The 18869-nt window shown below is 62.1% G+C and carries 19 protein-coding genes and 1 pseudogene; 10 read left to right on the forward strand and 10 right to left on the reverse strand.

Annotation, left to right across the window (positions count from 1 at the left end; translation table 11 throughout):
• Window positions 1–146 precede the first annotated feature (146 nt).
• Genes CH306_RS26675 through CH306_RS26685 form a run of 3 tightly spaced genes read right to left on the reverse strand, consistent with a single transcriptional unit; the run spans window position 147 to window position 3415 of the window.
• Window positions 147–941 carry a TetR family transcriptional regulator gene (locus CH306_RS26675; protein ID WP_094648342.1) on the reverse strand — a complete coding sequence of 265 codons (795 nt, stop codon included), beginning with the start codon at window positions 939–941 and terminating at the stop codon, window positions 147–149.
• Window positions 938–2500: a class I adenylate-forming enzyme family protein gene (locus CH306_RS26680; RefSeq protein WP_094648343.1), complete on the reverse strand. Its 1563-nt coding sequence runs from the start codon at window positions 2498–2500 to the stop codon at window positions 938–940. Before CH306_RS26680 ends, CH306_RS26675 begins: the two co-directional genes overlap by 4 nt.
• A gap of 60 nt (window positions 2501–2560) precedes the next feature.
• A complete protein-coding gene (locus tag CH306_RS26685; RefSeq protein WP_179272945.1) occupies window positions 2561–3415 on the reverse strand; it encodes an SMP-30/gluconolactonase/LRE family protein in 855 nt (284 codons plus the stop codon).
• A 249-nt stretch (window positions 3416–3664) separates the two neighbouring features.
• Between CH306_RS26685 and CH306_RS26690 the strand changes: the two genes are divergently transcribed.
• The 8 genes and pseudogenes from CH306_RS26690 (at window position 3665) to CH306_RS29935 (ending at window position 11813) form a co-directional block, all read left to right on the forward strand.
• The gene (locus CH306_RS26690) at window positions 3665–4840 is read left to right on the forward strand and encodes a thiolase family protein (RefSeq protein ID WP_143545410.1); all 1176 of its coding nucleotides are present in this window, start codon (window positions 3665–3667) and stop codon (window positions 4838–4840) included.
• A gap of 4 nt (window positions 4841–4844) precedes the next feature.
• Entirely contained in the window at window positions 4845–5258 is a 414-nt protein-coding gene (locus tag CH306_RS26695; protein WP_179272944.1) for a Zn-ribbon domain-containing OB-fold protein, read from the forward strand.
• Window positions 5255–5992: an SDR family NAD(P)-dependent oxidoreductase gene (locus CH306_RS26700; RefSeq protein ID WP_094648347.1), complete on the forward strand. Its 738-nt coding sequence runs from the start codon at window positions 5255–5257 to the stop codon at window positions 5990–5992. The genes CH306_RS26695 and CH306_RS26700 overlap by 4 nt, the downstream gene beginning before the upstream one ends.
• A gap of 101 nt (window positions 5993–6093) precedes the next feature.
• On the forward strand, window positions 6094–8100 hold the full coding sequence (locus CH306_RS26705) for an acetoacetate--CoA ligase (protein ID WP_094648348.1): 2007 nt from the start codon (window positions 6094–6096) through the stop codon (window positions 8098–8100).
• 183 nt (window positions 8101–8283) lie between these two features.
• On the forward strand, window positions 8284–9033 hold the full coding sequence (locus CH306_RS26710) for a CoA transferase subunit A (RefSeq protein ID WP_094648385.1): 750 nt from the start codon (window positions 8284–8286) through the stop codon (window positions 9031–9033).
• On the forward strand, window positions 9030–9704 hold the full coding sequence (locus CH306_RS26715; protein ID WP_094648349.1) for a 3-oxoacid CoA-transferase subunit B: 675 nt from the start codon (window positions 9030–9032) through the stop codon (window positions 9702–9704). Before CH306_RS26710 ends, CH306_RS26715 begins: the two co-directional genes overlap by 4 nt.
• 32 nt (window positions 9705–9736) lie before the next feature.
• A complete protein-coding gene (locus CH306_RS26720; RefSeq protein WP_094648350.1) occupies window positions 9737–10942 on the forward strand; it encodes an acetyl-CoA C-acetyltransferase in 1206 nt (401 codons plus the stop codon).
• Window positions 10943–11130: 188 nt separating this feature from the next.
• Window positions 11131–11813 (forward strand): annotated as a pseudogene (locus CH306_RS29935) (PaaI family thioesterase).
• Between the two features lie 885 nt (window positions 11814–12698).
• Here the strand turns inward: CH306_RS29935 and CH306_RS26730 are convergent.
• Window positions 12699–13034, reverse strand: a complete 336-nt coding sequence (locus CH306_RS26730) for a hypothetical protein (RefSeq protein WP_179272943.1) — start codon at window positions 13032–13034, stop codon at window positions 12699–12701.
• A gap of 220 nt (window positions 13035–13254) precedes the next feature.
• On the opposite strand from CH306_RS26730, the gene CH306_RS26735 reads away from it, so the two are divergent.
• Window positions 13255–13623, forward strand: coding sequence for a histone-like nucleoid-structuring protein Lsr2 (locus CH306_RS26735; protein ID WP_094648351.1), 369 nt, complete (start codon window positions 13255–13257; stop codon window positions 13621–13623).
• Window positions 13624–13650: 27 nt separating this feature from the next.
• Here CH306_RS26735 and CH306_RS26740 read toward each other — a convergent pair whose 3' ends face one another.
• Window positions 13651–14601 carry a DUF2971 domain-containing protein gene (locus CH306_RS26740; protein WP_094648352.1) on the reverse strand — a complete coding sequence of 317 codons (951 nt, stop codon included), beginning with the start codon at window positions 14599–14601 and terminating at the stop codon, window positions 13651–13653.
• A gap of 170 nt (window positions 14602–14771) precedes the next feature.
• Between CH306_RS26740 and CH306_RS26745 the strand changes: the two genes are divergently transcribed.
• Window positions 14772–15134, forward strand: coding sequence for a hypothetical protein (locus CH306_RS26745; protein ID WP_094648353.1), 363 nt, complete (start codon window positions 14772–14774; stop codon window positions 15132–15134).
• Between the two features lie 69 nt (window positions 15135–15203).
• On the opposite strand, the gene CH306_RS26750 is transcribed toward CH306_RS26745, so the two are convergent.
• The 5 genes from CH306_RS26750 to CH306_RS26760 all read right to left on the reverse strand — a co-directional run bounded on the left by CH306_RS26750 (window position 15204) and on the right by CH306_RS26760 (window position 18852).
• Window positions 15204–17030, reverse strand: a complete 1827-nt coding sequence (locus CH306_RS26750) for a DNA topoisomerase (RefSeq protein ID WP_256981273.1) — start codon at window positions 17028–17030, stop codon at window positions 15204–15206.
• Entirely contained in the window at window positions 16946–17593 is a 648-nt protein-coding gene (locus CH306_RS29650; RefSeq protein WP_256981274.1) for a toprim domain-containing protein, read from the reverse strand. The genes CH306_RS26750 and CH306_RS29650 overlap by 85 nt, the downstream gene beginning before the upstream one ends.
• Window positions 17594–17664: 71 nt before the next feature.
• Window positions 17665–18237, reverse strand: coding sequence for a hypothetical protein (locus CH306_RS26755; RefSeq protein WP_256981275.1), 573 nt, complete (start codon window positions 18235–18237; stop codon window positions 17665–17667).
• Window positions 18234–18380 (reverse strand): hypothetical protein, encoded by a 147-nt coding sequence (locus tag CH306_RS29280; RefSeq protein WP_179272942.1) that lies wholly within the window; start codon window positions 18378–18380, stop codon window positions 18234–18236. Before CH306_RS29280 ends, CH306_RS26755 begins: the two co-directional genes overlap by 4 nt.
• Window positions 18381–18453: 73 nt before the next feature.
• On the reverse strand, window positions 18454–18852 hold the full coding sequence (locus CH306_RS26760) for a hypothetical protein (RefSeq protein ID WP_094648354.1): 399 nt from the start codon (window positions 18850–18852) through the stop codon (window positions 18454–18456).
• Window positions 18853–18869 lie beyond the last annotated feature (17 nt).

Consider the following 18869-nt stretch of genomic DNA (forward strand, 5'->3'; position numbering starts at 1 on the left):
CGCCTCGTGTGCGCGAGGAATGACCTTGTGATCGGTCACTGCGTGGTTCGTGGCCGCGGATTAGGTGACGTGTCAGGTGCGGTGACGGTTGATTTCGGGCACGGGGGATCGCCTCGTGTGCGCGAGTGGCTGGTCTTCGGGGGTGGCTAGTTGCGGTTCGTGGTCGGGGGTGCGGCGGGGTAGACGGGCTCGAGGAGGTCGCCGAGGCCCTCGAAGAATCCGAGGAGCGAGTCGACCGACACGCTGGGGTCGGGGTCGGACCCCGTCATGAAGCCGAGCAGGATGTTGCGTGCGAAGACAGCGGCGATCTTTTCTGCGCTGGCTTGCTCCTCGGGGCGGTACCACGTCCATACGTAGTTGCACATGCCGAACACCTGAAGCGTGGTCAGGGTGATGTCCGGAATCGTGAATACACCGGACGCGTCACCTTTCCGGAGAATTGTGCTCATGATCGAGGTGAATTCGGAGCGCAACGCGCGTAAGTGAGCAGTGTTCTGCGACGAGACGAAGCGGGAGAACTCGCGCAGGAACGACACCGTGCCGGCTCTGTCGTCGCGGTGCGCGCGGATGATGCAATACATCATCGCGGACAGTTGTCGTCGTGGGTCTGACTCGCGTTCGATCACGCGGTTCATCTCCCGGATTCGCCGCTCGATATACTGCAGGTGGGCTTCTTGAAGTATCAGGTCTTTGGCGGGGAAGTGGTGCACGACCGTGCCCTTACTGACCCCGACTACGCCGGCCACGGCAGAGACGCTGGCTTCCTCGAAGCCGCGGTCAGCTACCAATTCACTGAATCGGTCGACGATAGCTTGCCTGGTTTCGGGTCCGTTCCTGCGCTCCACCACAGTGACATCTTCCCTCGAGGCCGGTCGGACTCTAGGTTCAGGAGGTGTTCGAGGTGGGGATAGCGTATGCGGGGTGGCGCGGGCGAGTGTCATGTCGTTCGCGCCAGGTTGGGATCGGATAGATCTCGGCGCAGTTTGAATTTCTGAATCTTCTGCGAAGCAGTGCGCGGTAGTTCGGGAAGAAAGACCACCTTGCGGGGCTTTTTGTATCCCGCGAGTCGGGTGGTGCAGAAGGCGACCACGTCATTCTCGGTCAGGTTCGAGGTCGGTGTGGTCACCACCACCGCGCACACAGCTTCGACGTACGTCGGATCTGGAATGCCCACCACGGCTGCGTCCACGATGTCGGGGTGCTGGATGAGGACATTTTCGATTTCGGCCGGTGAGATATTTTCTCCGCCGCTGCGGATCATGTCTTTCTTGCGTCCGGCGATGCGCAATGCGCCGGTTTCTACGATGCCGAGGTCTCCGGTTTTGCACCACCCGTCGACGAACGTGGCAGCGGTTTCTTCGGGTTTGTTCCAATACCCGACCGAGTTTGCCGGACTGCGTGTCCATATCTCGCCCACCGTTCCGGGCTCGACGGGAACGCCGTCGTCGTCTCTGACCGATACTTCGGTAAAGGGGTATGCACGGCCGACGCTGTCCGGTCGCTCTTTCGCGAATCCAGGTGCGCCGCATACTGCGATCGGCGTTCCTTCGGTCAATCCGTACAACTGAACGAGGTCGGCGTCAGGTAGCAATGCCGTCAGCCGATCGCAGGCCGCGGGCATCAATGCGTCGCCACCGGTGAAGATGCGCCGCAGGGACGACAAGTCGATGTCGGCGAGATTGGTCAGTTCGAGCATTTGATTAATCATCGAGGGGAAGAGGAGAAGGTCGGTGGTCTTGGTCTTTGCGGCGATACGCAGTGTGCGTTCGAGATCGAAGTTCTTGCTGCGCAGGATGATCGCCTTGCCGCCGGCCGCAATCGTGGGCAGCGTGTAGTTTTCGATTCCGCCGATGTGATAAAGCGGTCCGGTGATCATGGTGACCGAATCCTGATCGAACTTCCATTCCATCAGTTGCATCGCCACCCACCAAGTGGTGTTGCCGTGGTTCCACAGGACGCCCTTGGGGCGGCCGGTGGTGCCTGATGTGTACATGAGCATGGCAGGGGTGTCGTCGCTCGGACGGGGAGCGTCGAGGGGCTCGTTCGTGCCGTCGTCGAGGACGCTCCACGGCTCGGCCCACTCCGGCCGAGCGTGGTCGCTGGGCGCGCTGAGGTAGTGACGCACACCGACGTCGTCGCGGATGGGTTCTATTTCGTGGAGAAGCTCGGGTTCCGACAACAGCACCGTCGTGCCGGAGTCGTCGAGGGCGTATTTGATTTCGTCGGTCCGCAAGCGAAAGTTGAGTCGTACTGCGATGGCTCCGAGTCTGACGGTCGCGAAGTAGGCAATCCAGTATTCAATGCTGTTGTAGAGCAAGATCCCTACCCGGTCACCGGTGCCGACACCGAGCCTCTGCAGTCCTCGTGCATAGGTATCGGTTCTGTCGGCAAGCTCGCGCAGCGTCAACGGAATCTCGTCTTCGAGGGCGAGGACCGGACGGTCGGGGTCGAAGCGAGAAATGTCGCCGAAGGCGTGGCGGAGGAAGAAGGGGATGTCCATCGAATCGGTTCCTTGATGTGAAGTCGAAAACGGCGGGCGCGCAGCTCGAGACGCTGTAACTCAGGTGGTCGGTCCGGGAACGGCCACACGTGTGGTCAGTACGCGACCTGCCCACGACAATTCTGTTTCTGCAGGTTGCCAGCTGTCGGACGTCGACAGATAGAGTGTGCGTCCGTCGACCCCGCCGAGCACACAGTCGACTGCGAATGCATCACCCACATCGATCGTGTCGGTGACGGCACCACCTTCGACGACGCGGACGAACTTGTGCTCGAGTATGGACGAGATCCAGATTCCACCTTCGTTGTCGACGCACGTTCCGTCCGCGGTTGCGCCGGGCCACAGCTCGGCCCAGGTATGGCGATTGGTCAACGTGCCGTCGTCTTCGATGTCGAATGCAGTGAGCTTCTCGCCCCATGTCTCTGCTACTACGAGCGTACGAGTGCCGGGAATGACGACCGATCCGTTCGGAAAGATGAAACCGTCTGCCGCGACGCTGGCTATCCCGGTCGGAGAGATATGGAAAAGCGGACCGCCGGCCTTCGGTGCGTCGTTGTACAGGTCGAAACCGAACCCGGTCAGGTACACGTGACCATCCTGCGTGACGACCATTTCGTTCGTGGGGAGGTCGGTCAGGTCCGAAAGATCGGCCCAGGTCGATTGTCGGCCTTCGCTGTCGACTCTCACTACCCGATTGTCGAGCATCGAGCTGATGAGCAGGTCACCATCGGGTAGCCAGCCCAGCCCACTCGGTTGCCCTTTCAGCGTTGTGAACACCTGAGCGTCGCCATTGACCGGATCGACCGAATAGACCTCTCCGGTGTGCATGTCCGAAAACCACAAGCGTCCCTCTCGCCAACGGCTTCCTTCCGGGAAACGTAGCTTCTCCAACAAGACCGTCAAGTCGTCGCTCACTGGCGTTCGCTCCTTTGTGATCGCGCAGCACATTTTCCAAAGCTGTGATGCGGGTTACTGTCGTGCCGCTACGTTACCGTCCGTGCGTACGAGTATCAAGAGTCGATCGGGAATAATCGAAAGAACGCCCTTACCAGGTCTAATTCCAAGGTCTAGAAAATTTGAATCGGGTGTTGACACATTTATTCGTACGTGCGTACGGTGCAATGACGTGACATCGACGTCACCAATCAATCGAAGGAGGCACCGGTGCACACAGTGACCGCAGCGGCTGTCGGGATCGGCGAAGTACCGTCCGGCAAATTTCCCGATCGCAGTGAAATAGAGGCGGCTGTCCTGAGCTCCGCCGCCGCGCTGAAAGACGCCGGCTTGAGTCCGCGCGACATCGACGTCGTCATTCCGACGGGCGCTCTGGCATCGAGCCAGGTCAACGTCGACTTCATCTTTTCCCGCATGTGCGAGGAACTGGGGATGTTGCGTAGCGCGAAAATGAACGTCCAGGTCATGGCCGGCGGCGGAACGAGCTCGGCGATGCTCGCCGTAGCCGAAGGGCTGATCGCGTCCGGTTCGGCCAAACGCATCTTGTGCGTGCACTCTGACAAGGTGGGCTCGCTGCCACCCCAACGCGGAGTCGACCTGTTCGCCACCACCGGCGTGTCGGAAGAATGGGAACGACCGTACGGGCACAACATGAACGCTGTCGGCGCTCTGGCGGCCCGCCGCTACATGCACGAGACCGGGACCACCGAAGAAGAACTCGCCGAGGTCTGCGTCTCCCTCCGCAAGTGGGCCGAGCTCAACCCGCACGCGATGTACCGCAAGCCGCTCTCGGTGGAGGAAGTCCTCGGCTCGAAAATGGTTGCCACACCGCTGCGTTCGCGGATGTGCAACATGCTCGCCGACGGCGCAAGCGCGTACGTTCTCGCTGCCGCCGACGACGCCCCGCACATCACGGACAATCCGGTCTACATTCGTGGCCACGGCGGCCTAGTCACCCACTACTCGGTGTCTCAAGACACCGACCTGGCGCACCTCGGATTCCCCGAGGCCGCACGTCAGGCATACGCAGAATCAGGACTGACGCCGAACGACATCCACCTCGCGGAACTGTACGACGCGTACCCCGTCTGGCCGTTGATCGCGATGGACGCACTCGGACTGTGCAAGGGCGAACGCGCCGGTGCGTTCGTTGCTGCAGGACACACCTCGCCCGGAGGCTCGATGCCGATGACGACCAATGGCGGAATGCTCTCGCAGGGACACACCGGTGTCGGCGGCGGCATGGCGATCCTGGTCGAGACCTTCCGCCAGCTGATGGGTAAAGCTGGTGACAGGCAAGTGCCCAACCTGGTCAATGCTGTCGAGACCGCGTCGGGCGGCACCTGGATGGATTCTCACGTCACTGTTTTGTCGAAGGAGCGTTGAACCGATGTCTACTCGTCCACTTCCGGTGCCCTCGTCGTGGAGTGCGCCTTTTTGGAAAGCGACCGCAGATCACAAGCTGACCGTGCAGAAGTGTGTGCACTCGGGTGAACTACTTATGTACCCGCGCCTGGTCAGTCCCTTTTCCCTTACGGACGAACTCGAATGGATCGAGTGCAGCGGCCGCGGTGAGGTGTACACCTACACGATTCAAGAAGCCGGTGCACCGAGCGGTTTCGAGGACGCCTTGCCGTACGTTATCGCCGTGGTCAAGCTCGAGGAGGGTCCACAACTGATGACGAACATCGTCGGCCCCGACCGACTCGACGTCCGGTGCGGCAGCACGGTACAGGTCACGTTCGAAGGTACCGAGAGCAGTGACATCGTCCTACCCATGTTCGAACTGGTCACTGCGTCGTGACAGAGCCGACACGCATCGCTGCCATCACTGGTGGTGCCACTGGGATCGGCGGAACCACCGCACAACTGCTTCGTGACCAGGGTTGGATCGTCCATGTCCTCGATCGATCGGTCTCCGGTGACGACGAATTCACCCATGCCTGCGACGTCACCGATGCAGCAGCCCTCGCAGACATTGCCTACAAGATCGGACCGGTCGATGCGGTGGTCACCGCAGCCGGTGTCAATCTTCGCCCTCACGACGGACCAGCGCAACGGTTGGAACTCGATGCGTGGGACACGACGTTGGCAGTCAATCTGACCGGAACGATGCTCACCGTTCGCGCGTTCTACCCCCACATCCGCGACGCCGGTGCCATCGTGACGATCGGTAGTACAGCGGGGATCTCGGCGATGCCGTGGGCAGATGCCTACACTGCTACCAAGGGTGCTGTGGTGGCGCTGACCCGGAGTTGGGCTGTCGACTATTCGCGCTACGGGATTCGGGTCAACTGCATCTGCCCGGGGGCTACGGAGACTGCGATGATGGACGGGATTCTCGACGAGTTCGACGAGAAGAATCGACTCAACACCCCGCAGCAACGATTCGCCAGCCGTGACGAAATCGCGGCGGTGATCGCCTTTGCAGTCTCACCTGCAGCGACGTACCTGTCGGGCGCAATCATTCCCGTCGACGGTGGTGCAACCGCGCACACAGCCGGCCTTCCATTTCCGAACAGACGCCCGCGTAGCTGAGCGTCGAGATCACCCAGACCCGGCCGGAACACAGGGCGTCGCTGTGTGTTCCGGCCGATTCCACTTTGCCGCCGCGCCTCACAGGGAAGCACAGAGCGTCCATGACCGTCACCCCCCGCACCTCGAGCGACACCGCTCCAGAAGTCCTGTGGACTCCGCCGCTGGATGGAACCTCGTCGATAGAATCCTTCACCCGATGGGCCCAAGCACGCCGCAGACAATCACTGCCGGATTACAGATCACTACACGAGTGGTCGATCTCCGCGCCGCAGCAGTTCTGGGGCGACATAGCCGACTTCTTCTCGGTTCACTTTCACACTAAAGCCGAGGAGGTCCTGACCTCGGCCACCATGCCCGACACGCAGTGGTTTCCCGGCGCCACCCTGAACTACGCCGAACAAGCCCTCCGGCAGGACGAATACAAGGCATCCACCGACCTGGCGCTGATCTTCGAGCGGGAGGACGGTACTGCCGCCGAATGGACGTACGGTGAGCTGCGCACGCGAGTTGCCGCTGCACAAAACGTATTTCGAGCCGCAGGAGTACACCGAGGCGACCGCGTCGCTGGCCTACTACCCAACACCCCTCACGCTCTGGTCGCCTTCCTCGCCGCAGCCAGCATTGGTGCTGTGTGGACGGCATGTTCACCTGACTTCGGTGAGCGCGCCGTGATCGACCGGCTGGCACAGGTCGAACCGGTGCTGCTGATCGCCGTCGACGGATATCTCTACAACGGCCGTCGATTCGACATCACCGACACCATCCGCAGCACACTCGACGCTGTACCGTCGATCACAACAACGCTGGTCATCGACTACATCGGCTCAACCGACGTCGACGCGCGGTGGCTGCCGTGGGAGCGAACCTCGGCCGAGCTCGACGGCGCGGTGCTCTCCTACGAACCCGTCCCGTTCGGGCATCCACTTTGGATCCTCTACTCCTCCGGCACAACCGGACTCCCCAAGGCAATTGTCCACAGTCACGGCGGTATCGTGCTCGAGCATCTGAAAGTGTTGAACCTCCAGATGGGGCTCGGGCCCGACGAACGGTTCCTGTGGTTCACCACCACCGGTTGGATGATGTGGAACCTGCTCGTTTCCGGGTTGATGGTCGGTAGCACGATAGTGCTGTACGACGGCAACCCCGCCTACCCGAACCTCGGCAGGTTGTGGAAGCTCGCCGCCGAACACCGCGTCACGTACTTCGGCACCTCAGCCCCGTTCGTGCACACCTGCCGTGAACAAGGCCTCGACCCGGCGGCAGAGTACGACCTTTCCGCCATCAGGACAATCGGATCCACCGGCTCGCCCCTGTCCACCGAGGGCTTCCATTGGATCCGAGACCACATGGGAGAAGCGATACAAATTTCGTCGATCTCCGGCGGCACCGACCTCTGCACAGCCTTCCTCGGATCCGCTCCGACAGTGCCCGTGTGGACCGGCGAACTCTCCTGTGCAGCATTGGGAGCCGACGTGCAGACCTTGGACGACTCCGGCGCGGAGAACACCGGACACATCGGCGAATTGGTGTTGGCCACGCCGATGCCGTCGATGCCGGTCTCGTTCTGGAACGACGACGACGGCAGTCGACTGCGCGAGGCCTACTTCGAGACGTACCCCGGAAAGTGGAGACATGGAGACTGGCTCGAAATTACCTCTCGAGGCTCAGCAGTGATCCACGGCCGCTCTGATGCGACGCTGAACCGGGGCGGCGTCAGGATGGGAACTGCCGAGTTCTACCGTGTACTGGAATCGGACGACGCGGTCACCGATTCGCTGGTTGTCGACACCTCGGCACTGACCAGCGACGGCGCAGGAGAAGGACAGTTGTTGTGCTTTATCGTATTACGGCCCGATAGCGAACTCTCCGCAGTCGTTCCACGGCTGCGAGCTCTCATACGCACACAACTCTCCCCCCGCCACGTTCCGGATCGCTTCATCCCAGCACCGAGTGTTCCGCGTACCCGAAACGGGAAGAAGTGCGAAGTCCCGGTCAAGAAAATCCTCGCCGGAATTCCAGCAGAAACTGCTGTCAACGCAGACGCCCTGTCCCACGCCGGATCACTGGACTTCTACATCCGAACAGCCCAGGACATGCGGCAGCGCTAGCTGCTCCCACCCGACTGCACGGGCGTTCACTCAGTGGACGCAATGCGGCCCGAGGTCCAACATGCGAGCAGTATTGAAAGTTTGCACCGGAAACATCCTCATTAAGAGATGGGTGCGTTTGACTGAACACGAGGCACTCGGTGTCTGCTCAATGAACATGAAAGCGAGACAACAGTGAACAAGGTGTACGAATCGGCAGCCGCTGCCGTCGCCGATATGGGCAACGGCTCGACGCTTGCCGTCGGCGGATTCGGGCTGTGCGGGATACCGGACGCACTTATCGAAGCAATAACCGAGACCGAGGCCACCGACCTCGAAGTCTTTTCAAACAACTGTGGCGTCGACGACCACGGATTGGGAATACTTTTGGCGATCGGCCGGATCCGCCGCGTCACCGCCTCCTACGTGGGTGAAAACAAGGAGTTCGCACGGCAATACCTGTCCGGAGAACTTGAAGTCGAACTGACCCCGCAGGGCACACTCGCCGAGCGGCTACGCGCGGGCGGCACGGGCATTCCGGCGTTCTTCACCCCAGCCGGGGTTGGCAGTCCCATCGCCGACGGCGGAATGCCGTGGCGCTACCACGATGACGGAACGATCGCGCTGGCATCGCCGCCGAAAGAAACTCGCGTCTTCGGATCCAAGCGGTACGTCATGGAAACCGCGATCAACGCCGACTACGCCCTCGTGCACGCCGAACTCGGTGATACTGAGGGCAACCTGGTCTTCGACAAGACCGCGATGAACTTCAACCCTCTCGCCGCGATGGCAGGCAAAATTACCATCGCGCAAGTAGAACGCCTCGTCGAGGCAGGACAGATCGATCCGGCTCAGGTTCACCTGCCCGGGGTGTTCGTACAGCGCATCGTCGAAACCGGACCTCAGAACAAGCGCATCGAGAAGCGCACTGTCAGTGCAGGAGTACAGGCATGACCACATCGATCGAAACGAACGCCGGATGGACACGCGACCAAATGGCGCAGCGTGCCGCTGCCGAGATGATCGACGGTGAGTACGTGAATCTCGGAATCGGCTTACCCACGTTGATCCCCGGATACCTCACCGACGAGGTCAAAGTGATTCTTCACTCCGAGAACGGCATTCTCGGCACCGGGCCTTACCCCACCGAGGACAAAGTCGACGCGAACCTGATCAATGCCGGTAAAGAAACCGTCACCGTCAATTCCGGCGCTTCGTACTTCGACTCGTCGCTGTCGTTCGGCATGATCCGCGGCGGACACATCGATACGGCAGTCCTTGGTGGAATGCAGGTCTCGCGCACCGGCGACCTCGCCAACTGGATGGTCCCCGGCAAGATGGTCAAGGGCATGGGCGGTGCCATGGACCTCGTGCACGGAGCACACCGCGTCATCGTCGTTATGGAACATACCGACCGCGATGGCGCCGCCAAGATCGTCGACACCTGCACGGTCCCCCTAACCGGTCAAGGCGTCGTCAACCGAATCATCACGAACCTCGCCGTCATCGACGTCCGCGGCGACGGCATCCTTTCGCTGCGAGAACTCGCACCCGAAGTCTCACTCGACCACGTCCGCAGTGTCACGGGAGTCGAGCTTCGGACCGATCAACTGGCCACCGTGTGACGGCCTCCACTTCACTACTAAAAGGAACAGCAATGCATTCGATTTCAGCCAACCGGTCCGTCATCGTCGCTGGGGCTCGTACACCGGTGGGTCGGCTGTCCGGCTCCCTGAAGGACCTGTCGGGTTCGGATCTCGGCGGTATCGCGATCAAAGGCACCCTGGACAAATCCGGGGTGGCACCGGAACTGGTCGAGTACGTGATCATGGGCCAGGTCCTCACCGCAGGCGCAGGCCAGATCCCAGCCCGTCAGGCCGCGGTCGCGGCAGGTATCCCCATGAACGTGCCGGCTTTGACGATCAACAAAGTCTGCCTCTCCGGTATCTCGGCGATCGCGATGGCCGACCAACTCATCCGCGCCGGTGAATTCGACATCGTCGTCGCCGGCGGCCAAGAATCGATGACCCAGGCCCCGCACATGCTCGAAAAAAGCCGCGCAGGGTTCAAATACGGCGACGTCACCATGAAAGACCACCTGGCCTACGACGGCCTCTACGACATCTTTACCGACCAAGCCATGGGCGGACTCACCGAATCACGCAACGACGGCACCCATGCCAGCACCCGCGAAGAACAGGACCAGTACGCCGCCACCTCGCACCAGCGGGCCGCAGCAGCGTGGAAGAACGGCATCTTCGACAACGAAGTCGTCCCCGTCACCATCCCCCAGCGCAAAGGCGACCCGATCGTTTTCTCCCAGGACGAAGGGATCCGCGCCGACACCACCGTCGACACTCTCGCCCGGCTCCGACCGGCGTTCAGCAAGGCCGGCACCATTACTGCCGGCAACGCCTCGACCATCAACGACGGTGCCGCCGCGGTCATCGTGATGAGCAAGGGCAAAGCCGAAAGCCTAGGCCTGTCCTGGATCGCGGAAATCGGCGCGCACGGCGTCGTCGCCGGACCGGACTCCTCACTGCAGTCCCAGCCCGCACGCGCCATCACGAAAGCCTGCGCCAAGGAAGGCATCGATCCGAAAGCTCTGGATCTGATTGAAATCAACGAAGCCTTCGCCGCCGTCGGAATCGCATCGATGCGTGAACTGGGAGTCGATTCGAACAAGGTCAACGTCAACGGCGGTGCCATCGCCATCGGCCACCCACTTGGCATGTCCGGCGCCCGCGTCGCACTGCACCTGGTTCTAGAACTGCAGCGACGCGGCGGCGGCATCGGAGCAGCGGCACTGTGCGGCGGCGGCGGACAAGGCGACGCACTCATCGTCCGCGTCCCCAGAAAGTAGCGTCCAGGTAGACAGGCAACTCCGCCGACAGCCCCGGAACGCGGGCTCCCGAGCGATCGATTGCACTGCCATTATCTCGGATTCGCCGCGGCTAGCCAAAGCCCAACGCGCATCTGACCAAATGGCCACACCCTATGTGGGACTGAACAATCAGGGGTTATCCGGCGTACACATCGAACAGGACCAGTATGCCCAACTTGAAACAGCTCGAGCCAGACCCGGAAGCCATCCTCCGCTCGAACTCGAACGTTGTCACAAACAACACCTTCCACAACTACGAACGAGGTCGTGCCGTACACGGACCCGCCGACGTCGGGCCAGAGTACGGCCAGCTGATCGCGGCGCTGCGTACGCTGCAGGATTTGGCAGTAAGTACCGCTCCGACCGCCGAGGCAACTGCCGAGGCAATCAATCGTGTCGAGGCGCTCAATGTGCTCCTGCGGCCCTTTCGCGTGCCAGCGGCCCAGTCGCCGGCGGGCAAAGTCGCAGCACTTCCCGGCCGAGGTTCACTGCTTCACCTGCCGTGGACAATCGAGAAGTTCGACGCCGACGGGGTCCGCGGTCGGGGGGTATTTCGTCGCTTCCACCATGGAAGTAACGGCGCGGCCCATGGGGGGCACTACCAATGCTCTTCGATGATCTGTTCGGTTTGATAACGCAGGCCTACGGCCGGCCCTACAGCCGCACGGCGTTCCTCCACATCGACTATCGCAAGATCACCCCCCTCGACACCGAGCTGATAATCGAGGGAAGCGTCGACAGGGTCGAGGGCCGCAAGATCTTCATCAACTCGGTCCTGACAGACACCGGTGGCACCATCCTGGCGGATTGTCACGCTCTCATGGTCGAACTGCGCGAAGGGCAGCCATGACACCGGGGTGTATCCGAGGCTCTCGGCAACGACCATTGGTGTAGCGGAGCAGGCGAGCCTCAGCTCCCGGCTGGCTGCTTACGCTGATTGTTGGACATCCAGCACCCGAAGAATCCGGTCATTGAGCGCCCGCAGGCTGCTGCAGCTACGGCACCGACCGATGCAGCACCGAGACGGTGGCAGCGATCGCCGGCTTCGATCCCCTTGCTGAACACTCGTCAGACGTACCGCAGTCCTCGTGCTCGACATCTTCGCCGTCGGGCGCGTCTGGTGGCACCGTATAGACACGCCATGCCGTGTCCGACTAGACGGCGAACCGTCATTTTCGACCGGGCCGAAGAGCAGGCGTCTTGGGTGCCAGCATGAGCAAGTCCCCACCCGATCCGACCTCGGCCGTGAAGAGGCAGTCATCGCGTGTTCAGTTTCGACATCAACGCAACACCATTGAAACCAAACAAGCGCGGCCGATCTGCAGTCAGTGGTAGCGCCGCTGTTCGACAAGATCTGGCGCACGCAGAGATGCAGCAACGCTGCGGTTCGTGCAGCTGACGGTCAGGGTGCCGCCGCTGGACCGGACCTCGAAGTTGCGCTCGATCGCTAGCCGGACCTCGCCCGACGACCGGATCTGTAGCCGCCGCACAAGCCGCGCCCGACGGCCGATAACTGCGTCCTATGTCAGGCCGGGTGGCCGTCTGTGGTCCGACGTCAGTGGCTGTAGTGGATACTGTCAGCGAAGCTCATAGCAATACGATCAGTCTTGATATACAGGGTTACCAGTAAAAGCTGAGAATCGTTGTCCGACAGATGATTTCGCTCATACCCGCTCGCGAAATTACTGACGCGATGTCGGCTCACCGCCCGACATGCGGCGGGTTGTCGGGGACGTCAGGAATCGAACGAGCTGTACATCACGCGCACGGTCATGGTGCCGGCCGCGTCGTTGAACGCGCCAAAAGCCGCCTCGAGCAACTCGTAGGCAGGGGCCAACTGAGTCTGCTCGATCTTCGATACCGATGAGACGGTCCATCCGATCAACCCGTCGTGTCCCGGAATTGGCTTTCCGAAAAGATCGACCAGGGCCTCGCGGCGGTATCCCATCTCCACGAGGTCGTTCTCGGTGTACCAATCGTCTCTCGGGTCATGAACGTATTCGTCCGTGATCCTCTGTAGCTCCTCCACGAGCCGGTCGTTGTCCGTCGATGGTGTCGCGGGTTCGGACATTCGGATCCTTTCCTGTGAGTCGCACGTGTACGAGCTGCATCGGAGTGGACGATTCTATCGTTGCTCGCATCGACTGCTCAATGTGTGTTTCTAGAACCGAACGGGAATCGAGGCGCGCTTCTTCCGACGGTGACAGGGGGTTGCAGCGCGGCAGCTCGTTTGTGGCTAGGCTGGATATTGTCGAATTAGTGACATTGTGTGATCGAAAGGTTTTGTGGCTGTGGCCAAACGAGTGACAACCCAATTGGTGGACGATATAGACGGGTCGGTCATCGGCGACGAATCCGGCGAGACAATCGAATTCGCGGTCAACGGTGTCGAGTACGTGATCGACCTGAAAGCGAAGAACGCCAACGAGTTTCACAGAAAGCTCGACTACTACATCGAGCATTCGACGCGGGTCGGTGGCCGCAGGCGTAAGCCCTCCCCCGCCGGCTCGGCGACGCCCGCGCAGACCGGGTCACCGGCCACGCGTGATCCGGCGCAGACACGCGCGATTCGGCAGTGGGCGGCCGACGAGGGGCACCCGATCAGCGACCGCGGCCGCATCCCGGCCCACATCGAAGAAGCGTTCAACGCCGCTCACTGACCTGTATTCAGGGGAGACGTGTTGATCTCAGCCCCTGAAGGGTGCTTTCGACCGTCTCACGCGTGTGCCTGAGGAGCCGATCTTGTCCAACAGACGCTTTACGGCATCCACCCGCAAGCTCTGCTCTGGGCCGGGTCCAACGACGATCTCGGATATGGCTGGCCCTGCAGCATCGGAGAGCTGGAAGAACAGCTTCACGTACGGAATCACCCCTAGTTTCCCCGCCCGAAATTCTGGGTGCTCCATCCCGTGGTCCTTGGTGATGAGTCGCCACTCAGATTCTTCGGCGAAGGCCTTGTGCTTGACCTTCGCCAGTTGCTCAATGCTGCCTAGGTAGAACACATCCGGCCACGACAATGTCTTTTGGCCTCTCTCGACTGCTTCGAGATCCGCAGCCATCTCCGAGGCGGTCTCCATCATGAGATGCCGTGCCTCACGCCGTCCGTACTTGACCTGGTCAGGTCCGCCCAAGAGTTGGTTGGCAAACAGGCCGAAAGGGTCCCCGTGGTCGTGGAGCTTTGTGTTCACCTCATAGAACTTGGTCAGTGTGGAGCGCGCGAACCCGAGTGCGAACCCTCCACCGCCGTCTCCATACCCGCGCCATTGGCTGAGCAGGTCACCCTTGGATGCGCTGGAAAAGCAGGTGACGAACGGTGTAGCCGGGTGGGCGTCTTTGTGCCAGGTCATCTCGAATGTGCCGGCCCGTACGGTCCGGGCGAGTTCTAGCAGACGCTCGGCCACAGCGGGTGTTCGTGCCGTGTCGCGCGCCTGCTCCTCGAGCTCCGAAGCCAAAAGCTTCGTGCCGAACCGAAGCTCTTTCGTATCGTTGAGATACCGTGCGTCCGTTGCCCATAGTGATCCGTACCGTGCGTTCCGAGGTGCGCCGTCGAACTCGACAGGATTGCCCAAAATGCCGAGCAGGCCAGCGGAGTCCGTGTAGTGGTACAGAGTCTCAGGTAGGTCGATGGATCGAGGCATCGGCCAACACTATCGTTGCGGTGGAAAGGTGTTCGATGGAGCGACGGTGTGTGCGCAGGGTCGGGCACGACTGTTGACGGAACCGGGGAACGGAAGATGGGTGCACAGTACCGATCGCATCGGGTCGTCTCTGACCCCGATCCGTCCGGAGAAGCGCTAGATTGCCCCGTATGAGCGAGAACGTCGGCGTGGCTGCGGTGCCCGATCACGTGCTCGATGAGCTTGCCGAGGTTCTGATCGACAGGATCGATCAACTCCTCGATCGGGTGACCGATCGGGCTGTGGGTGCGCCGCCTCCGGGATCGGCGGCGTGGGAGTTGGAGTGGAGTGCCCGAGACACGGCGATCGGACGTGCGCGCGTGGCCGAACGGTCGCGTGTGCGAGAGGAACTGGCGCGCCGCGCGTGCGCCGAACTCGGCATCGCCGAAGGTTCCGCACCGGCGGTGCCGACTCGGCACGCTCCCCCGGTCCGACCCCGCCGGACGAAGCCAGGACGTGTCCGCGTCGACGAGGCACAGCTGACCTTCTTCTGAACCCGCCGCTCGAACTCGTTTCCCGATGGGTGCAGGCGTGCGACACCGCTGCTGTCCTGCGGCACCCGTTTACCGACGCACGGTGCGTTTCTTGGTGCCTGCGGTGGATTTGCGGTCCTCGAACTTCAGCTTGAATCCGAATGTCTTGCTGCCCTGGTAGGTACCTGCGGCCAGTGCGCCCTTGGCCCGGTACGTCTTACCTGTCTTGCTTGTGGCGTCGAATTCGATGGTCTCCCCGGCCAGTAACTTCTCGAGTTCCTGCTCGGTGAAGTCCTTACCGGGCCAGTGGTCGTTGGCACCCCATCCGCGGCCCTTGAACGTGACCGGCTTGCCTTTCCACGCCCCGCTGACCAGGTCTGTCCGAGGTGCACGCTCCTCGAATTGAGGGTTGAAGCTCACGTGTGGGTACTGCTTGCCGTCTTTCTCCCTCACTCCTGGTTCGAGTTTTCCCGTGCAGGTGAACGTCTTTCCCGACTTCGCGCTCGTCGCGACGATCTCGATGACCCGGCCGGCGAGCAGTGCCGCTACTTCGGTGTGGGTGAACCGGTGGCCACCGAAGACCCGCTTGGCGCGGGTGACGACCGTGCCTGCGTGGGTGAAGTGCAGCTCCGGTGGCAGCTCGATCGTCTCCACCGCTTCTCGGGTTACCCCGGCCTTGCCCATCCGTGCCGTGAGCTCGCCGGACAACGTCCTCGCATTCGCGGTCATCGTCTCAAGGTCGCGGCGCACCAGGTCCGCCACGAGGAACAGATAGTCGGCTGCCTCGCCGGTTCCGGCCTCGATCTGCGCCATCTGCTCGAAGACCTGCTCGGTGATCGTCAGATCCCCGATGTGCGTGCCCGGCAGGATCCGGTGGTTGAGTTCACCGATCGCGCTGAGGGTGATCTTGCCGCGTTTCTCGATCATCAGGGCCTTGCCGCCCGAGTTGTTCGTGACCTCGGCATAGGTGCTCGTCCGGGTCGCGCCGGTACCTACGCTCCGCTTCTCGAGCTGTTTCATCAGCCATCCCATCGTCGGATGCGGCGGCCGCGGCGGGAAGCCCTCGTGGACGAACGGGTTCGCGACAGTACCCAACGCCGTCGCACCAGTGGGTTGCTCGTCGCGCTCGCCGCCGTCCTCCTCCTCGACGACGAACACACCTTTCCATCCGAGCGCTGCGGGCACATTCAGCGAGCCGACGAAGCTCGGGTATTTCTCGACGTGGCCGCGATGCTGGTCGTACTCGTAATCGGGGGCGAGCATCGTCAGGTAGTTCTTGGCGAGGAGCTCGTAGATCTCCCGACCCAGCTCGCCGTAGGCCTTCTCCACTGCCGCGAGGCTCGGCGGTACGTTGGGCCCCGGGCGGTTGGCCCCGTGCGCGCCACCGGACTTGATATGGCTCCTGCGTGGGCCGCGATGGCTCAGCGCCGCCGGATCCACGCCCACCACACCGGCGATCGCGTCGACCGATGGAAGCAGCTCGTTGAACTGCTCGATCGAGATGAACTTGTCCTCGGTGCGCGGGTAGGACACCACCTGCGCCTCGTACATCTTCTGATAGGTGTCGAGAACGTTCTTCGCCCCGAAACCCTTCTTCGCGAGCAGTGACGACAGTCCGGCCAGGTCCATCAGTTTCGGCGGTCCCGTTTTCTTGCGTGTGGTCTCGTCGTGGACGACCGGTGACGACTGCAGGCCGCCGGGAACATCGTTCTCGTTCTCGAATCGATCGACCTCGGGGTCGGTGTACGTCACGCCGTTCTCGTCCCGAAACCGGTTCTCGTAGAACGCCTTCTTGAGGTATCCGTGGTGCGCGTCGAGTCCGTCACCGACGATTACGACCATCGCGGACTTGAGTCGCCCGTTACGCAGTACCGTGCTCGCCCCGGTCGTCTTGGTCGCGAGTCTGGTGAACTGCATCGAGAGCATGTCCCACTTCGACCGGAAGTCGGCCTTGCGGTAGTCGCCCTCGGCGGTATCGCCGTGACCGGCCGACGGGCTGTGAAGGCCTTACGCAGCGATGCCGGGGTTTCGTCCAGGAACTCCATGCGTTCGAGCTTCTTGTTCTCGAGGCCCAGGTACTCCACGATCTCCCAGCCGAGGAGTGAGCCTTCACCGGTCGGATCGAGATCGGCTGCATTGCAGATGCTCTCGCAGCCCGAGAGGGTCGTCTTCAGTTCGTGGAGCAGGCTTTTGGCGTCCGGATCGGTGACCAGCTTGCCGCCGGACACCCGGCGCCGGATTTCTCGCTCCCAGCGGAAGTCGTCGGCGTTCCACGGGAGATGTTCGAGCTCCCAGCTTCGGTATTTGTCGGCGAGAGGCGCGGGCACCATTGCGGAAGGGTCTTTCAACTCCAGCAGGTGGCCGCGAGCGTGGACGATGACGTACTCCGTGCCTGCGAACGTGCCACTCATACCGCCCAGTGCGGCGGCGAAGTTGCGAGCTGCGGAGGGCTTTTCGGTGAGGATTCCGACTTTTCCCATGACATCGATCCTTCTTCTCTGCGGTGCGTGCGGCGTGTGGACAGCGAGGGTGTTGCCGGTGGCCGGTCGGGCTAGAGGCCTGCGCTGACGAGGCGGTAGTTAGCGACCTTCCAGCCGTCAGCGGTGCGTTCGAGGTCGACGGCCCCGGTGTAGCCGGTGAACGGGGTGATCTCACCGCTGCGATGTTGGACGACGCGGTCGATGACGACAGCCACGGTGGCCTGGTTGTCACCGTCCATCTCGGCGGCTGTGCCGTCGGCGTAGACGCTGGTGTCCGGTCGAGCGACGGCGGTGACGACGTCTCCGCTGCGTGCCCATGCCGACCACTCCGGGATCGGCTGCGGGGCTGGATCGGGTGGCGTGGCGGCGGCGGTGGCCATCGACCCGGTCACGTCGTCGCGTTGCGCGTGCAGGGCATCCCACGGTGAATCCTGCACTGCGGGTTGCCAGGTGAACACACCGGACATCACCGACGTCGCGACGCCGACCGGGTCGGTGGCCGACGGGTCGATGGTGATCCCGGCGTCGGTACCCGGTGGTGGCGGTGTGTCCGAACCACGGGACAGGAACACGATCACGGCCGCGATGGTCACCACCCCGACGAGACCGAGACACGCGAACACGATGCCTGCTCTTCGGCTCATCTCCTGGTCTCCTGCGAGTCGGGGTCGTTCGCTGATTCAGCGTCGGTGTCGCAGATCTGGCCCAGCGCAGCGGCTTTGGCGATGACTTCGAGCCAATCGACGATCGGTGCATCCGCCTGGCGGTTGTGGAGGATCTGTGCCATATCTGTGCTCCTTGGTCTGTGATGGTGCCAGTGTCCTGGTGGCCACCGACAACAAATGTGATTGTGTGCGGCGCTAGCCGACGGTGGGGACTCCTGCTGCGGCGACAACGCTCACCGTCCATATCGCCCACATGACGAGCGCGGTCACCGCCACGTGGATGGCTTTGCGGAGCGCAGTGACAGTCCAGTTCTGCGCTCGCGCAGAGGCGTCGGCGACAGCGATGAGGCTGCCTATGGTCATCGCCGCGGTGAGGACGATGACGGCCCACCAACCATGCGCGAGAACGTCGCTGGTCGCTGCGGCGCGGCCGCTGTCCTCGATCGTGGTGATCATCGACTCCAGGATCGGTCGGGCGACGGGAACAGCCCACACCGTCCATACGATGACCGAGGTCAGAGCAAGGGCTGTCAGTGCTCGATGCCGGTCGTGGGACGTCAGGTGGTGGCTGGTGCGTGTCGGTGCGGTGCTCATGAGTGGGCCTTTCCGTC

The sequence above is a fragment of the Rhodococcus sp. 15-725-2-2b genome (assembly GCF_002259075.1).
GTDB lineage: Bacteria > Actinomycetota > Actinomycetes > Mycobacteriales > Mycobacteriaceae > Rhodococcoides.

Coding starts and splice junctions, on each gene's coding strand:
- CH306_RS26745 (WP_094648353.1), top strand. CDS start 14,772: ATGAGCGAGAACGTCGGCGTGGCTGCGGTGCCCGATCACGTGCTCGAT.
- CH306_RS26730 (WP_179272943.1), bottom strand. CDS start 13,034: ATGTCCGAACCCGCGACACCATCGACGGACAACGACCGGCTCGTGGAG.
- CH306_RS26705 (WP_094648348.1), top strand. CDS start 6,094: ATGACCGTCACCCCCCGCACCTCGAGCGACACCGCTCCAGAAGTCCTG.
- CH306_RS26755 (WP_256981275.1), bottom strand. CDS start 18,237: ATGAGCCGAAGAGCAGGCATCGTGTTCGCGTGTCTCGGTCTCGTCGGG.
- CH306_RS29280 (WP_179272942.1), bottom strand. CDS start 18,380: ATGGCACAGATCCTCCACAACCGCCAGGCGGATGCACCGATCGTCGAT.
- CH306_RS26740 (WP_094648352.1), bottom strand. CDS start 14,601: ATGCCTCGATCCATCGACCTACCTGAGACTCTGTACCACTACACGGAC.
- CH306_RS26695 (WP_179272944.1), top strand. CDS start 4,845: ATGTCTACTCGTCCACTTCCGGTGCCCTCGTCGTGGAGTGCGCCTTTT.
- CH306_RS26760 (WP_094648354.1), bottom strand. CDS start 18,852: ATGAGCACCGCACCGACACGCACCAGCCACCACCTGACGTCCCACGAC.
- CH306_RS26680 (WP_094648343.1), bottom strand. CDS start 2,500: ATGGACATCCCCTTCTTCCTCCGCCACGCCTTCGGCGACATTTCTCGC.
- CH306_RS26675 (WP_094648342.1), bottom strand. CDS start 941: ATGACACTCGCCCGCGCCACCCCGCATACGCTATCCCCACCTCGAACA.
- CH306_RS26720 (WP_094648350.1), top strand. CDS start 9,737: ATGCATTCGATTTCAGCCAACCGGTCCGTCATCGTCGCTGGGGCTCGT.
- CH306_RS26715 (WP_094648349.1), top strand. CDS start 9,030: ATGACCACATCGATCGAAACGAACGCCGGATGGACACGCGACCAAATG.
- CH306_RS26750 (WP_256981273.1), bottom strand. CDS start 17,030: ATGCAGTTCACCAGACTCGCGACCAAGACGACCGGGGCGAGCACGGTA.
- CH306_RS29650 (WP_256981274.1), bottom strand. CDS start 17,593: ATGGGAAAAGTCGGAATCCTCACCGAAAAGCCCTCCGCAGCTCGCAAC.